Annotated in this window: 15 protein-coding genes; 2 read left to right on the top strand and 13 right to left on the bottom strand. The window is 72.3% G+C overall.

What is annotated here, in order from left to right:
• The first annotated feature begins 8 nt into the window (after nt 1-8).
• Together PKE99_RS20480 and PKE99_RS20475 are read left to right on the top strand one after the other, a co-directional pair.
• Nucleotides 9-1,064 carry a 2-oxoacid:ferredoxin oxidoreductase subunit beta gene (locus tag PKE99_RS20480; protein WP_051737093.1) on the top strand — a complete coding sequence of 352 codons (1,056 nt, stop codon included), beginning with the start codon at nt 9-11 and terminating at the stop codon, nt 1,062-1,064.
• Nucleotides 1,065-1,185: 121 nt separating this feature from the next.
• On the top strand, nt 1,186-1,788 hold the full coding sequence (locus PKE99_RS20475; RefSeq protein ID WP_051737094.1) for a TetR/AcrR family transcriptional regulator: 603 nt from the start codon (nt 1,186-1,188) through the stop codon (nt 1,786-1,788).
• 21 nt (nt 1,789-1,809) lie between these two features.
• Here the strand turns inward: PKE99_RS20475 and PKE99_RS20470 are convergent, their stop codons facing one another.
• The 13 genes from PKE99_RS20470 to PKE99_RS20410 all read right to left on the bottom strand — a co-directional run bounded on the left by PKE99_RS20470 (nt 1,810) and on the right by PKE99_RS20410 (nt 15,245).
• Entirely contained in the window at nt 1,810-2,415 is a 606-nt protein-coding gene (locus PKE99_RS20470; RefSeq protein ID WP_197040521.1) for a TetR/AcrR family transcriptional regulator, read from the bottom strand.
• 47 nt (nt 2,416-2,462) lie between these two features.
• A complete protein-coding gene (locus tag PKE99_RS20465; RefSeq protein WP_037042658.1) occupies nt 2,463-2,873 on the bottom strand; it encodes a Zn-ribbon domain-containing OB-fold protein in 411 nt (136 codons plus the stop codon).
• An 11-nt stretch (nt 2,874-2,884) separates the two neighbouring features.
• Nucleotides 2,885-4,096 carry a thiolase family protein gene (locus PKE99_RS20460; RefSeq protein ID WP_037042659.1) on the bottom strand — a complete coding sequence of 404 codons (1,212 nt, stop codon included), beginning with the start codon at nt 4,094-4,096 and terminating at the stop codon, nt 2,885-2,887.
• Complete coding sequence (locus tag PKE99_RS20455) at nt 4,096-4,899, bottom strand: crotonase/enoyl-CoA hydratase family protein (protein ID WP_037042666.1); 804 nt, start codon at nt 4,897-4,899, stop codon at nt 4,096-4,098. The genes PKE99_RS20460 and PKE99_RS20455 overlap by 1 nt, the downstream gene beginning before the upstream one ends.
• Complete coding sequence (locus PKE99_RS20450) at nt 4,896-6,347, bottom strand: aldehyde dehydrogenase (protein WP_037042668.1); 1,452 nt, start codon at nt 6,345-6,347, stop codon at nt 4,896-4,898. Before PKE99_RS20450 ends, PKE99_RS20455 begins: the two co-directional genes overlap by 4 nt.
• A 195-nt stretch (nt 6,348-6,542) precedes the next feature.
• Nucleotides 6,543-7,148, bottom strand: coding sequence for an Rv1363c family protein (locus PKE99_RS20445; protein ID WP_051737028.1), 606 nt, complete (start codon nt 7,146-7,148; stop codon nt 6,543-6,545).
• Nucleotides 7,145-7,822, bottom strand: coding sequence for an Rv1363c family protein (locus PKE99_RS20440; protein ID WP_051737029.1), 678 nt, complete (start codon nt 7,820-7,822; stop codon nt 7,145-7,147). Before PKE99_RS20440 ends, PKE99_RS20445 begins: the two co-directional genes overlap by 4 nt.
• Nucleotides 7,823-7,848: 26 nt before the next feature.
• The gene (locus PKE99_RS20435; RefSeq protein ID WP_051737030.1) at nt 7,849-9,198 is read right to left on the bottom strand and encodes an MCE family protein; all 1,350 of its coding nucleotides are present in this window, start codon (nt 9,196-9,198) and stop codon (nt 7,849-7,851) included.
• A 1-nt stretch (nt 9,199) separates the two neighbouring features.
• Nucleotides 9,200-10,525, bottom strand: a complete 1,326-nt coding sequence (locus tag PKE99_RS20430; protein WP_051737031.1) for an MCE family protein — start codon at nt 10,523-10,525, stop codon at nt 9,200-9,202.
• Nucleotides 10,525-11,790 (bottom strand): MCE family protein, encoded by a 1,266-nt coding sequence (locus PKE99_RS20425; RefSeq protein ID WP_051737032.1) that lies wholly within the window; start codon nt 11,788-11,790, stop codon nt 10,525-10,527. The genes PKE99_RS20430 and PKE99_RS20425 overlap by 1 nt, the downstream gene beginning before the upstream one ends.
• A gap of 1 nt (nt 11,791) precedes the next feature.
• Nucleotides 11,792-12,856, bottom strand: a complete 1,065-nt coding sequence (locus tag PKE99_RS20420; protein WP_037042670.1) for an MCE family protein — start codon at nt 12,854-12,856, stop codon at nt 11,792-11,794.
• Nucleotides 12,853-14,052: an MCE family protein gene (locus PKE99_RS20415; RefSeq protein WP_063739690.1), complete on the bottom strand. Its 1,200-nt coding sequence runs from the start codon at nt 14,050-14,052 to the stop codon at nt 12,853-12,855. The genes PKE99_RS20420 and PKE99_RS20415 overlap by 4 nt, the downstream gene beginning before the upstream one ends.
• Complete coding sequence (locus tag PKE99_RS20410; RefSeq protein ID WP_051737033.1) at nt 14,049-15,245, bottom strand: MCE family protein; 1,197 nt, start codon at nt 15,243-15,245, stop codon at nt 14,049-14,051. Before PKE99_RS20410 ends, PKE99_RS20415 begins: the two co-directional genes overlap by 4 nt.
• Nucleotide 15,246 lies beyond the last annotated feature (1 nt).

Raw genomic sequence — 15,246 nt, 5'->3', positions numbered from 1 at the left:
GCACCGACCTGGGTCTGCCGTCGATCGGCGGGCTGGACCTCGTCCCGACCACCGACGCCAAGCAGACCGCCAAGGACTACACCTCCGACCAGGAGGTCCGCTGGTGCCCCGGCTGCGGCGACTACGCCGTGCTCGCCGCGGTGCGCCAGTTCCTCCCCACCCTGGGGATCCGCCGCGAGAACACCGTGTTCGTGTCCGGGATCGGCTGCTCGAGCCGCTTCCCGTACTACCTGAACACCTACGGGATGCACTCCATCCACGGCCGCGCCCCGACCATCGCCACCGGCCTGGCCGTCTCCCGGCCCGACCTGTCCGTCTGGGTGGTCACCGGCGACGGCGACGCGCTGTCCATCGGCGGCAACCACCTGATCCACGCGCTGCGCCGCAACGTCAACCTCAAGATCCTGCTGTTCAACAACCGGATCTACGGGCTGACCAAGGGCCAGTACTCGCCGACGTCCGAGGTCGGGAAGGTCACCAAGTCCACCCCCATGGGCTCGGTCGACCACCCGTTCAACCCGATCTCCCTCGCGTTGGGTGCCGAGGCGTCCTTCGTGGGCCGGGCGCTGGACTCCGACCGCAAGGGCCTCACCGAGGTCCTCGGCGCCGCCGCCGCCCACCGCGGGTCGGCGCTGGTCGAGATCTTCCAGGACTGCCCGATCTTCAACGACGGCTCCTTCGACCTGCTCCGCAAGCCGGAGACCAAGGACCAGCGGCTCGTCCCGGTCCGGCACGGGGAGCCGATCCGCTTCGGACCGGTCGGCGACGACGGGCTCGGCCAGTACGCCGTCATCCAGCGCGGCTTCCGGCTCGAGGTCGTCGACGGCGCGAGCTTCGACCCCGCCGACATCGTCGTCCACGACGCCACGAACCTGGAGCTGGCCTTCGCCCTGTCCCGGCTGTCCGACCAGGACCTCAACCACACCGTGACCGGGATCTTCCGCGACGTCGACCGCACCACCTACGACGACGCCGCCCGCGCCCAGCTCGAGGAGGCCCGGAGGGGCGGGGCCCCGGACCTCCAGAGCCTGCTCGACGGCCGCGACACCTGGACGATCGCCTGATATGGGGACGGTCACCGAGCTGTCCGGCGAGTCCCGTCCGGTAGCGTCGACGGGCGCACGGAGGGGGAAGGCGATGGCGAAGGGCTCCGAGGGAGGGCGGAAGCGGGCACCGCGTGCCCGGGTGACGGACCCGGCCACGGCGATCCTGCTCGCCGCGGAGTCCTGCTATCTCCGACTCGGTATCACGAAGACGACGATGGACGACGTCGCGCGGGAGGCCGGCGTCTCCCGCCCCACCGTGTACCGGCACTACGCGACGCGGGACGATCTGATCACCGGTGTCCTGCTCGCCCGGGCCCGGGACCTGCTGGACCGGGCCCGCCGGTTCATCGACACCCGGTCGACCATCGACGCGAAGCTGGTCGACGGGATGATCTTCCTGGTGGACAGCGGGCGGCGGGACCCCATGGTCCTGCAGCTCGTCAGCCTCGAGTTCCTCGAGGTCGCCAACCGCGTCAGCGACACGCCGAAGCTGGCCACGGACCTCACCGCCGAGCTCTGGGCCCCGATCCTGCGGGAGGCCCAGGAGGCCGGTGAGGTCCGCGCGGACCTCGACGTCGACCGCTTCTGCGCCTGGCTGACCTTCGTCGAGCTGATCCTGGTGGGCCGCATCGAGCGGCTCGGTGCGGAGGACCCCTCCCACCGGCGTCTCATGGAGCGGTTCGTGGTGCCCGCGCTGCACCACGCCGTGGAGTACGACCGCAGCGCGGCCCGGGCGGGCTGAGCAGGGCTCGCGCCCGCGGGATCAGCCCGCGGGCGCGAGCGCCGGCAGCAGGAAGTCCCCGATGAGGTCGCGGGCCGTGGGGCCGTCGGGGTCGAACAGGTCCTCGCGGCTGACCATCATCAGCTCGAGGTCGGCCATCAGCGCGCAGAACTCGTGCAGGTCGACGTCCGGGCGCATCTCCCCCGCGGCCTGGGCGGCCGACAGGATGGGCTCCCAGATCTCGTAGGTGAGGTTCTCCGCCACGTTCGTCGACGTGAGGATCCCGCTGGCCGCGCCGAGGTTCTCCGGCCGCAGCAGGGCCCGCAGGATGGGGTCCTTGCGGCCGCCGTCGATGAGGAACGCCAGCCCGTCGACCAGCTTGTCGGCGAAGGTCGTGCGGCTGTCGATGTACTCGCGCGCATGCCCGCTGAAGGCCCGCGAGCGCCGGGACACGACCTCGACGATCAGCGCGTCGCGGTCGGCGAAGTACCGGTAGACGGTGGGCCTTGAGACCCCGGCGCGCTTGGCGATGTCGTCCATCGTGGTGCGCTGCACGCCGTAGGCGAGGAAGCACTCTTCCGCCGCGGCGACCAGCCGGCGCCGTGCCTGCTCCGGGCCGCCCGCGAAGGGCCCCCGTCCTCGTCCCACGTTCATCCCCCCGCCGTTCGGACCGTCAGCGTACCGGTCGGCACGGCTCAGACCGGCTCGAACACGGGCAGGACCTCGCCCGGCTCCTCCTCGGAGCCCGACGGGACGAACCGCGCCCGGACCTGCGCACCGGCACGCAGACCGGCCGGATCGTCGGCCAGTAGCCGGACCATCAGCCACGGCCCCTCCGCCAGCTCCACGACGGCGCTGACGTACGGCACGGCCTCGGCGAGCGCCGGCAGCGGCGCCTGGTGCACCACGACCCAGCTGACCAGAGTGCCCTCCCCGGACACGACCACCGGCTCCAGATCCGCCGACCCGCTGTCCGGGTCGGTGCGTGCCTCGGGCGGCAGCACGGCGCCGGACGGGCCGCGCTGCATCAGCAGCTCGCCGCGGGCCGCGGCGTCGTAGAACGCCGCACTCGCCTCGTCCCGCTCGACCAGGGGGAAGCTGCTCACCCTGCCTCCGCTCACGCCGCCGTCCTCTCGTGCGGGCCCCGCTCGTGTGGACTGAGCACCAGTGTGGAGTGGTGCTCGAGGATCCCGCCGTTGCCGCTGACCAGGACGACGTCGTTGCGCGGGGCCTGGCGTACTCCCCCGTCGCCACGCGCCTGGATGACCGCTTCCGAGAGCGGCGTGAAGCCCCACATGTAGTAGGACGACAGCTGCCCGCCGCCGGTGTTGCACGCCAGCTTCCCGCCCGGCGCGAGCCGCCCGTCGGACACGAACGCCCCGCCCTCGCCCTTGGCGCAGAAGCCGTAGTCCTCCAGCGTGACCAGGACCGTGTACGTGTAGCAGTCGTACAGCTCGGCCACGTCGACGTCGTCGACCCCGATTCCCGCCATCCGCATGGCCGCCGGGCCGGACCTTCCCGCGGGGGTGACCAGACCCCAGTCCGACCCGGCGTGCATGCGGCGGGGGGCGTGGGCCTGGCCGTACCCCCACACGTGGACCGGCGGCTGCGCCAGGGACGCCGCGCGGTCCGCCGCGGTCACGACGACCGCGACCGCTCCGTTGCTGACCAGGCAGCAGTCCAGCAGGTGCAGGGGATCGGCGATCCAGCGCGACGCCTGGTGGTCGGCCACCGTGAGCGGCTCGCGCATCTGGGCGAGCGGGTTGTGCACCGCCCACGCCCGCTGCGCCACGGCGATCTCGGCGAGCTGCTCGGAGGTGGTGCCGTAGCGCTCCATGTGCCGCCTTGCGCACAGGGCATAGAGGATGTTCGGGTTGGTGGCGCCGGAGTTCACGGACCAGCCCGCCATGCCGCGCAGGTTCCGAGGCGCGCCGGGCCGCTTCGCGCCGGAGCCCCAGGCCGCGCCGGCCGACTGCTTCGGCTTGAGCGGGGTGTCGGCGAACACGCAGGCCACGGTGGTCGCGGCACCCGCGGCGATCGCCTGGGCAGCCTGCGCCACCATGACCCCTGCCGTGGCCCCGTAGGCGTTGACCTGGTTGAGCACCGCCAGGTCGTGCAGGCCGAGCACGGCGGCGAGGTTGACGTTCACGTCCTGCTTCACCCCGGCGCTGACGAGCAGCCCGTCGAGGTCGCCCAGGCCCAGCCCGGCGTCGGCGACGGCGAGCCTGACCGCCTCGGCGGCGAGCGAGGTCGAGGACCGCCCGTACACCTTGCCCATCTCGGTCAGCCCGAGACCGGCGATCGCGGAGTTCAGCCCAGTTCCCGTCATCAGCGCCCCTCCCAGACCGGGTCGCGCTTCTCGGCGAAGGCCGTGGGACCTTCCCTGGCGTCCCGGCTGGTGAACACGACCTTCACCGCGTCCCGGTTGATCGCCCAGGTCTCCGGGCCCCAGTCCGAGCCGGCCGACCAGGTCTCGTGCACCACCCGCTTGCTCTGCTGCACCGAGAGCGGGGCGTTGGCCGCGACGAGCTCCGCCAGCTCCAGCGCCGCGTCGAGGGCCGTGCCCTGCGGGGCGACCCGGTTGACCAGGCCCAACTCGTAGGCGCGCGCGGCCGACATCGGCTCGCCGGTCAAGATCGTCTCGAGCGCGATCTTCAGCGGGATCTGGCGCTGCAGCCGGATGACGCCACCGGCGGCCGCGAACAGTCCGCGCTTGACCTCCGGCAGCCCGAGCGAGGCCGTCTCGTCGATCACCGCGAGGTCGCAGGACAGCATGATCTCCGTGCCGCCGCCCATCGCGTAGCCGTTCACCGCCGCGATCGTGGGCTTGCCGATCCAGTGCTGGACGATCCCGCCGAAGCCCCACTCCGGGTGCTCGCGGTCGTCGATCCGGTTGCCCTTGGCCAGCTCCTTGAGGTCCGCGCCCGCGCAGAACCCGCGCCCGGCGCCGGTGATCACCACGACCCGCACCTCGGGGTCCTGCTGCGCCTGCTCCAGCGCGGCGCCCGCGGCGATCGACAGCGCGGCGTTCACCGCGTTCATGGCCTTCGGCCGGTTCAGGGTGACGACGCCGACGTGGCCCCGGCGCTCGAAGAGCGCAGCGGGCTCGGTGGTCGTGTCCGGGCTGGTCATCGGGCCTCCGGGGGCAGGTAGACGGACTTCAGCGCGACGTACGGGGCGAGGCCCTCGGGCCCCAGCTCCCGCCCCAGCCCGCTGGCCTTGACACCACCGAACGGGCCGAGGACGTCCAGGGCGTAGTGGTTGACGCCCACCGTGCCGGTCTCGATCCGCGCGGCCAGGGCCTCGCCGCGCTCCTGGTCCGCGGTCCAGACGGTGCCGCCGAGGCCGTACTCGGAGTCGTTGGCCAGGGCGACGGCCTCGTCCTCGTCCGAGTAGGGCGTCACCACCAGGACGGGCCCGAAGATCTCCTCGCGCGCGATCGGGCTGGTGTTCTCGACGTCCGCGAACACGGTGGGCTCCACGAACCAGCCCTCCGGCCGGTCGGCGGGGATGGACCCGCCGGCCGTCAGGCGCGCTCCGCTCCGACGGCCGGCGTCGACATGGGCGAGCACCCGCTCGCGCTGGGCCGCGCTGACCAGCGGCCCGATCTGGGTGGTCCTCTCCAGCGGGTCACCGACGCGCAGGGACTTCACGGTGTCCGTCACGGCGTCGACGATCTCCGCGTAGCGCGAGCGCGGCGCCAGGATCCGGGTGCTCGCGTGGCAGGTCTGGCCGTTGTTGGCCAGCGACACCTCGGGCAGGGCGGCGAGGAAGACGTCCAGGTCGGCGTCCTCGGCGACGAGGGCCGCGGACTTCCCGCCGAGCTCGAGGGTGACCGGGCGCAGCAGCCGTCCGCAGACCTCCCCGATTGCGCGCCCGGCAGCCGTGGATCCGGTGAACGCCACCTTGTCCACGCCCGGGTGCTCCACCAGGTATGAGCCGGCCTCGCGGCCGCCGGGGAGCACGTTCAGCACGCCGGGCGGGAGCCCGGCCTCCGCCGCCGCGTCCGCGAAGGCGTAGGCGTCGAGCGCGGTCTCCGGGGACGGCTTCAGCACGACCGTGCAGCCCGCGGCCAGTGCGGGTGCGAGCTTCATCGCCGCGAGGGCCTGCGGATAGTTCCAGGGGGTGATCGCGGCGACGACGCCGGCGGGCTCGCGGCGGACGCGGGTGCGGGCCAGGGGGCCGTGGCGCACGTCGTCGGCGTCCAGCCCCGCGGCCAGCCCGGCGTAGTAGTCGAACATGATCGCCGGGGCGAACCCGTTGGCGCCCACCGACATCGCCCGCGGCATGCCGTTCTCGCGGCTCACCAGCTGGGCCGTCTCCCTACCCCGGGCCTTCAGCGCCGCCCCGAAGCGGCGGATCACCTCCGCCCGTTCGGCCCCCGTCGTGCGGCCCCACGGACCGCGCAAGGCGTCGTGCGCGGCCGCCACACCGGCGTCGACGTCGGTCGACGCGGCCAGCGCGGCGGTCCCGAGCGGCTTCCCGGTGGCGGCCTCGAGGATCTCGGTGACCTCGTCACCCGCGGGGGTGCGCCAGTCGCCGCCGACGAAGAAGTCGGGCCGGTCGAGGGTCGCTTCCACTGGTCGTTCTCCGTTCCGCGTGCCGCCTCCGTGCGGCCCGGTCCCCCGGACCGTAACGACGCACGTTCGAGACACGCAACGTTTTCTGTCTCACCATCACGAGCCTTGACGCCGCGAGGCCGGGCGGCCGGGTGCGTGGGCCGCCCGGCCTCACGAGCCGGGGAGAGGGGCTGGGGACGTCCCGTCCCCGGCTGTCTAGACCGGGGTCATCTCCGACACGAGCCAGTTCCCGTCGACCTCCTGCACGGTCACGCGCAGGCGGCTGCCCGAGAGGGTCGGATCGGGCTTGGCCGAGGACTGCGTGGTCTGGTTCAGGAACATGAGCAGCGTGACGGTGTCGGTGCCGTCCGTGCCGACGACGGACGTCGAGACGACGTTCGAGCGGGTCGTCAGCTGCTGCTGCGCGGCGGCCGGGGCCACGACGTCCTTGAGCAGTGACCCGTAGTCGTCCTTGAACTGCCCGGTCAGCATGGCCGTGCGGCCGTCCTGGTCGGTCGCGATCGACCGGTAGTCGTAGGACAGCAGGTCGGTGACCTTCTGCTCGGCCGCGGCGGTCGCCGCCGTGCGCGCGTTCTCCACCTGCAACTGCCGGATGGCGAAGAAGGCGAACAGCCCGGCCACGAGCGCGAGCACCACCGCCGCCACACCGAGCACGGCGAAGGCCCGCCGGGGCCGCCGTCGTGCCCCCGCCCAGGCCGCTCCCGGCAGGTGCACGGCGTACCGCGCTCCGCTGCCGACCGCCCGGGCTCCGGTCCCGACGCCTCCGCCCGCGGCGGCCAGCGCTCCACCCACCCGGCTCACGGCACGAACTCCACCCGCGAGACGAGCCAGCGGCCGTCGTGCTTCTCCATCTGCTCCACCAATCGGTAGAAGCGCTGCTCACCGTTCGGCACGGTCTTGTTCCTGACCGTGGTCCTCACGGCGACGACTGCGCTCGCGGTGTCGCCGTCGTACTTCTCGACGCCGGCCTCGGTCACCTCGCCGGTCGTGACGACCTCGCCGTCCTTGACCACCCCGACGTAGGAGTCGATGTTCTGGGTGAACAGGCCGCCGAAGTCGCCGGTGGAGCCGTCGAGCACGCGCCGGACGTCGTCCTCGGCGTGGTTGAAGTCGATCGTCGTGAGGTTCACGGCGGTCTGGCGGGCCGCGGACAGGGCGTTCTCGCGGTCGGCCTGCTTCGCAGCACCGTTCGCCCAGAACACACCCGCGGTGATCGCCGCGGCGAGGAGCAGCACGGTCACCACCAGCAGGGCGACCAGGCCGGCCGGCCCGCGCCCCCGGAGTGGCGGCTCCGGATCCGCCGCCCCGGCGTCCGACGACTCCCCCGCAGGCTCGGTCTCGTCGGCGGCGGGCAGCACCGTGGTCGCCTGCCCGTCCTCCGCGCGGTCCTCCCGCGCCTGTGGACCGACCTCGGTCGGGGTCTCGGCGGCCACGTCGACGTCGTCGTCGACGACGCCGTCCTCCCACGTGGGCACGGGCGGTGGGCTCGCACCGCGGCGGGTCATGCGCCCGCCCCGGTGAGCAGAAGTGAGTGCCATGTCAGCTCCTCGGGCGTCGGTGCCGGAGTGCCGTTCGCGCCGATGGCGGCGAGTGGCTCGGCGAAGGCGGGCTGTCCGTCGAGGGCCGTCCGCGGCTCGAGCGTGAGCCGCCCGGCGGCCTCGGGGCTGTACCCGCTGCCTCGGCACTGGAAGATGGTCGCCGCGCGCCGGCCGGGGGGTGACCCGGGTTCGAAGCACGGCAGGTTCCGCGCGCTGCGCGCCAGCGTGGGGTCGGACTGGGGCAGCTTGCAGTAGCTGTTCTGCGGCAGCGGCAGGTCCCCCAGCTCGGAGGAGTTCCGCGCGCCACCGGGCTGGTCCGGCGAGGTCCAGCCCTCGACGCAGCTCGGCGGGTTCACGTTCGTCTCGAGGTTGAACCGCAGGGCGCCGGGCTGGTCCTTGGGCACGATCATCTGGTTGACCACGGCCCACATCGGATAGACGACCAGGACCTGCTCGATCGGCGCGTGGTAGGCCTCGGCGAGCCGGGTCAGCACGCCGGTCGTCGACAGCAGGGTGGGCGTCGTCCGGCTCAGGTCCTTGAGCAGGTCCGTCGCCTTGCCGGCCGCGGTCGAGCCCTCGGTGAGCACGCTCCGCAGCGCGGGGTCGTTGTCGCGCAGGGCCTGGGAGAACCCGGCGAGATCGCGGCTCCAGCCGCGGATCGCGTCGCTCGACACCAGTTGCGGGTCGGCGAAGGGCTGGAAGTCCTGCAGCAGCTTCTGCGTGGGCTCGTAGTTCCCCTGCGCGGTCCGCACCAGCGTCTGCGTGTTGTCGATCAGCCGGCCGAGGTCGGGCCCGATGCCGTCGAAGGCCGCGGCGAACTCGTCGAGCGTGGACTGCATCTGCTCCGGCGGGACCGAGGCGAGCAGCCCGTCCGCGGACTGCAGCACGTCGGCGGTCGCCGGCGGGATCGAGGTGCGGGACAGCGGGATCACGTCGCCGTCGGCGAGCTCCGGCCCGGCGTTCCCGGGTGGCGGGATCAGGTCCAGGTACTGCTCGCCGATCGCCGAGACGCTGTGCACCTCGGCGCGGCTGTCGGCCGCGGGCAGGCGGGACGCGTCGATCGACATCGAGGCGACCACGTGGCCGTCGGAGAGGTCGACCGCCGTCACCTTCCCGACCGTCACGCCCCGGTACGTGACGTTGGCGTTCGGGTACAGGCCGCCCGCCGCCGGGAGCTCGGCGGTGGCGGTGATGCGGCCGATCCCGAGCAGGCTGGGCACCCGGACGTACACGAACACGATCAGCAATGCGGCGACCAGCGTGAGCACCGTGAAGATCAGCAGCTGCACCTTGACGAAGCGTGAGATCAGCATGTCAGTTGCCTCCCGTCAGGCCGCCGACGAGGCCGCCGACCGGGCCGGGTCCGGGGTCGCCCGGGGGCCGCTCGTCCGGCGGGACCGGCTCCCCCGACGGCGGCGCGGGCGGATCGGTCGGCCGGCTCGCGGGCTGCGACCCGGCGACCCCTCCGCCGCTGGGCAGCAGATCCCCGGCGACGTCCGGGACCGGCACGGCGGGCGGCTGTCCGTCCGGGCCGGGCTGGACCGGCGCCAGCAGCGGGTTCGCGTTCTGCAGCGCCGCGCCCCCGGTGCCCGCGAGCACCTTCTCGAAGTTCCCGAGGCTGCCCGCGAAGGGGGTCCCGGTGAGGAAGTTGCGGTCCAGGGTGGACAGCGTGAGGTCCAGGGTGAGCCAGAAGTTCACGTAGTCGCCCCGGAAGGTCTCCGAGAAGCCCTTGAGCGGGAACACGATCGTCCCCAGCAGCCCCAGCGAGTCGGTCAGCGACCGTCCGGAGTCCGCGAGGCCGCGCAACGCGGGCTCGAGGTTCGCGACGTTGGCCGCGAGGTCGTCCGCGGTCCGCTGGACGACGTCGTCGGCGGCCACCCCGAAGTCGCCGAGCGCGGTCAGCGTCCCGGTCAGCTTGTCCCGTTCGCGGTTCAGCACCCGGAGTGCCGGCGGGATGGAGTCGAGCGCGCCCTCGATCGCCGAGTTCTGCTCGGCGAAGCGGGCCGACAGCCGGTCGAGGCCGTCGATGGCCCGGACGATGTCCTGCTTCTGGTCGTCGAGTCCGCCGGCGAAGGTGTCCAGCTGCCCGAGCAGGCTGCGGTACTGGTCGGTGCGCCCGTCGAGCGCCTTGTCCAGTTCGGTCGTGATGGTCTTGAGCTGCTGCAGCCCGCCGCCGTTGAGCAGGGCGGCGACCGACGCCAGGATCTGCTCGGTCTCCGGGTACTTGCCGCTCTGGGCCAAGGGGATCCGCGAGTCGGCCGCCACGAGCTGTGGCGCCGGCTCCGCGGGCTGGTCCAGCTCGACGAACTTGGCGCCGAGGAGGCTGACCTGGCCGACCTTGGCCGTGACGTTGGCCGGGAGCGTCACGTCCGGGTCGAGCGTGACCGTGACCAGGGCCTTCCAGCCGTCGAGCTCGATCTTCTCGATGTTGCCGACGGTCACGTCCCCGATCCGGACGGGGTTGTTCGGCACCAGGTCCGCCACGTCCCGCATCTCGATCTGGACGCGGTAGGAGCCGTCCTCCGTGCCCTCCGCGCCGGGGAGGGTGAAGTCGTTGAGGCCTTTGTAGTCGCAGCCGCTCAGCAGCAGCGTCGAGGCGACCAGCGCCGCGGCGACGGCCGTCCTGCGGAAGGTGCGCATCAGTTGCCCCCGTTCGGGACGAGCAGGCCACCGAGGCCCGGCACGTCGACCGGCGGCGGCAGCTGCGCCGGCTGCTCGGCGACCGGCGGCGCCGGGTCGATCGGGCCGGGGTCGGGCTGGTTCGCGCCGCCCCCGGGCACGAGCAGCGGGTTCAGGTTCGCCGGCGGCTGCTGCACTCGCAGGACGTTGAGCAGCGGACCGAGGTAGCTCTTGCAGGACTTCACGCCCTCGTCGACGCTCTGGTACGCGACCGAGTAGGCCGAGCAGATGAAGTCCGCCGGGGTGTTGAGGTTGTCCACGACCAGCGCGCCGGAGAGCGACCCGCTGCGCGGCGAGTAGATGTTGAACAGGTTCATCAGCGTGCTCGGTCCGACGTGGAGGATCGTGGCGAGGTCGTCGCGGCTGTTCGCGAGGGTGCGGGTGAAGTGCCCGAGCTTGTCGACGGCGGTGTTCAGCGGGGCGCCGTTGGTGTCGACGAACTCGTCCACGGCCCGGGCCGCCGCGTCGATGCCCTGCAGGGCCTGGGTCAGCTCGTCGGTGTTGTCGTTCAGGAACGACGACACGGTGGACAGCCGCCCGTTGAACTCCACGATCTGGTCGTCGAGCGCGGACAGCGCGGTCACGAAGGCCTGCAGGTTGCGGACCGTGCCGAACAGGTCCTCGCGACCGTCGGTCAGGGTCTGCACCGCAGCCGAGGCCTGCCGCACCATCTCGTTGAACTTCGCACCCTGCCCGCCCGCGGCGTTGGCCGCGACGGTGTCGGCGAAGCGCTTGAGCGCCCCGTCCTTGTCGACGCCCTCCGGCCCGAGGGCCGAGGAGATGTTCCCGAGCTCCTTCTTCAGGTCGTCGAACTCGAGCGGGGACGCCGTCCGGCCCTCGGGGATCACGCCGCCGTCCTCCAGGACCGGCCCGCCCGTGTAGGCGGGCGCGAGCTGCAGGAACCGCGTGGCGACGAGGGTGGGCGAGATGATCGCGCCCTTCACGTCGGCGGGCAGGTCGTACTTCGAGTCGTAGTCGAAGCTGACCTTGACCGCGTCGCCCGCCGGCTCGATCGCGGTGATCTCGCCGACGTCGACGCCCTGGATACGGACCCGGTCCTTCGGGTAGACGTTCTTGACCGAGGCGAAGTACGCCACCCCGGTCTTGGTGCCGCCGTTCACGAGCAGGACGGTGACCGCGCCGATCAGCAGTGCCACGACGACCACGGCCAGGACCTTCGTGACCGTGCCGGTCGCCCTGACCAGCGCTGCGGTACGGGAGCCCATGTCAGTTGCCTCCCAGTCCGATGAGGTTCGACGGGGCCGGCAGCTCCGGCACCGCCCCGGCGGCCGGGTTGTTCGGCACCGTGAGGCTGGGGATGTAGTCGCTGACCGGGAACAGCGTGGGCGCCAGCCCCGAGAGGTCGCCGTGCCCGGTGAAGTACGGGCCGGTCGACAGGCCCTCGCCGAGACCCGTGATGAAGCTCGACACCCGCTGGACCGAGGACACGATGTTGCCCTCGTTGCGCTTGAGCACGTCCATCGCGGAGTTGAGCTGGTCGAGCGCCGGGGCGAGGCGGTCGCGCTGCTCCTCGGTCAGCCCGACGATCTGGTCGGCGACCGCCTTCGTGTTCACCAGCAGGCTGTGGATCGCCTCCCGGCGCTGCTCCAGCTCCTGCAGCAGGGTGTTGCCGTCGACCAGCAGGGTCGTCAGCTGCCCCGTGTGGCTCTGCAGCACGTCGGTGACCTTCTCCGCGTGGTCGAACAGCTCCCGCAGCGCCCGGTCCCGCGAGGCGATCGTCTGCGAGATCCGGGTGATGCCCGCGAAGGCCGGCGCGATCTCGTCCGGGGTGTCGGAGAAGGCGTCGGAGAAGGTGTCCATGGCCTGGCCGAGCTGGTCCATGTCGACCTCGCCCGTCCGTCGCGTCAGGTCCTCGATGCCCTGGGTGACGCTGTACGGCGAGGTGGTGCGCTCCACGGGGATCGTGTCGCCGGAGCCCATCTCCCCGTCGCCGGCAGGCTCAAGACCCAGGTTCCGCTCGCCGAGCAGGGTCTGTGTCTTGATCGCCGCCCGGGTGGCGTCCCCGAGCGTCACCCCCTTGGCCGTGAAGGTGACGACGACATCGGCGCCCTCGAGGTCCACCGACCTGACCTTGCCGACCTCGGTCCCGGCGACCTTGACGCGGTCGCCGGCCTTCAGCCCGCCGCCCTCGGCGAACCGGGCCTCGTAGCTCGTGCCGGCGAACACCGGGAGGGCGGCCAGCTGGAAGGACCCGAACAGCAGCACCAGCAGCCCGGCCAGGCCGGCGATCGCGATGACGACGGGGTTCTTCTCCCGGAACCGGAGCTTCATCGCTCTCCCTCCTGGGCCTGCGGCTGCGGGGCCGGGGCGTCGACCGGGTTCGGGTTCTCCCCCGGTCCGGTGCCCGGCGGGTTCTCCCGGCGCTCCTCGACGACCGGGTCGTAGGCCTCGCGCTGCTCCGGGGTCTCGAGCGGCTCGATGCCCGGCTTGCAGCGGTCGACGTTGTCCGACGGGCCGACCCACGGCGTGTACATCGGCTGCCCGTCGGGCCCGGTGAGCTTGAGCCGCAGGGAGCAGATGAACAGGTTGTAGGTGGCGCCGCGGGACCCGAGGCGGCTGACCCGGAGGTAGGCGCCGGGCAGCAGCGACAGGTTGGTGTCGACGGCCTCCTGGCCCTCGTTCACGAGCGTGGCGACGCGGTCGACCTGGTCGACCGTCCCCTTCAGCGGACCGCGGAGCTTGCCGAGCAGCTCGTCGGTACCCGTGACCAGCCGGTCGATGTCCGTGAAGGACTGTCCGATCCGGCCGCGGTCGTCGTTGAGCCCGCTGGTCAGCTCCTGGAGCTGGTCGATCGTCTGCGCCAGCTCGGGAGCGCGGCGGTCCAGGGTGCCCAGGACCGTGTTCAGGTTGGTGACGACCTGCCCGATCACCTGGTCGCGGTCGGCGAGGGTGTTGGTCAGCGAGGCCGCGCGGGCCAGCAGGGACTCGATCGTGCCGCCCTCGCCCTGGAACACCGAGATGACGTCCTGTGTCAGCGAGTTGATCTTCTCCGGGGCCAGGCCCTCGAACAGCGGGTTGAAGCCGGCGAGCAGCACGTCCAGGTCGAGCGCCGGCGTGGTCTGCGCGACCGGGAGCGTGGCGCCCTCCTCCAACGGGGCGGTGCTGCCCGGGCCCTCGCTCAGCGCCAGGTACCGGTCGCCGGTGAGGTTGAGGTACCGGGCGGAGGCCAGGACCCCCTGCGGCAGGGTCCGGTCGGCCTCGACGTCGAAGGTCACCTTGCCCTGGGTGTTGTCGTACACCTCGACGTCGGAGACCTTGCCGACCTTCACCCCGGCGATCCGGACGGAGTCCCCGGGCCGCAGCCCCGAGGTGTCCCGGAAGACCGCCGAGTACTCCTTGGTGGCGGAGAACCAGCCGCCGCCGGACAGCTCGAACCCGATCAGGCCGAGCACCATGAGGGTGACGACCACGAAGACGATGCTCTTCGTGAGCGGCGCGGCGATGGCCTGCGCGTTGCTGCTGCTCATCGCTCACCTCCCTGCTGCGCCGTGCCCTGCGCCGCGAGCGGGCCGAACAGCTGGGCCACGAGCGGCGGGTCGCCGATCCGGAGGGTGTTGTCGCCGGGCTCCGGGTTCGGCTCGCCGCCCTTGTCGACGTTGCGCAGCAGCTCCGGCGGCGTGCTCAGACCGTCGACGGAGGGCAGGCCGTTGCAGTTCGGACCGCCCGTCGCCGCGACGACCGGCGGCCCGTCGTAGGCGCGGTCGCCCGGCTCGAAGGTCGTGTTGCCGACCAGGCCGGGCACCGTGTCGCCCTGGGTCTTCTCGAGGCGCTTGCGGCCCTCGTCCATGCCCTGGATGAAGCAGGCGAACTCCGGCGAGTACTCGCGGAGCAGGTCGGTGGTCGGCAGGCCGGTGCGCACGACCTCCTCCAGGTCGTCGCCGTTGTGCCGGAAGAAGTCCGCGCCGACCCCGGAGAGGCGGGTGACCTGGTAGAAGAAGCTGTCCAGCTGGGCCTGCTGGTCCACGACGGTGCGGCTGGTGAAGGCCGCGTCGTCGAGCAGGTGCGTCAGGTCCGGCGCGATGTCGGCGTAGAGGTCGGTCAGGTCCGCGCCGCTGGCCAGCGTCCGCTGCAGGTCCGGGAGGTTCTCGTTGAACCGGCGCAGGTAGGCCTCGAGCTCGCCGGCGGTCTCGCCGATCTGTGCGCCGCGGCCCTGCAGGGCCTGGGCCATGTTCCCGAGGAAGGCGCTGACCTTGTCCGGCTGCAACGTCGTGAGCACGGAGTCGAGGTGGTCGAACAGGGTGTTGACCTCGACCGTGACCCGGTCGGTCATGAGCGTGTCGTTCGCCGCGAGGCGCACGGACGAGGGCTGCTCCGGGACGGTGATGCCGACCGTCTTCGCCCCGAACGCCGTGAGCTGGTTGAGCTGCACCCCGGCGTTGGCCGGGATGGCGTCGAGCGTGTCCGGGTCCATCTTCAGCGTGATCTCGACGGTCCCGCCGCCCTCGTCGAGGGCGACGGCGCCGACCTCGCCGACGTCGACGCCGAGTAGCTGGACCCGGTTGCCCGGGTACATCTGCAGGCCGGTCCGGTCGGCGCGCACGTAGACGGGCACGGTCGAGGTGAAGGCCTTGTTGTAGACGGCGACGCAGAGCGCGGCGAACCCGCCGATGACGCCCAGCAGGATCAGGGCGTAGACCTTGAGCTTGATCGAGTTCGTCATG

This window comes from Pseudonocardia halophobica (assembly GCF_027922425.1).
Classification (GTDB): Bacteria; Actinomycetota; Actinomycetes; order Mycobacteriales; family Pseudonocardiaceae; genus Pseudonocardia; species Pseudonocardia halophobica.
This window is presented reverse-complemented; position numbering and strand designations above follow the sequence as displayed.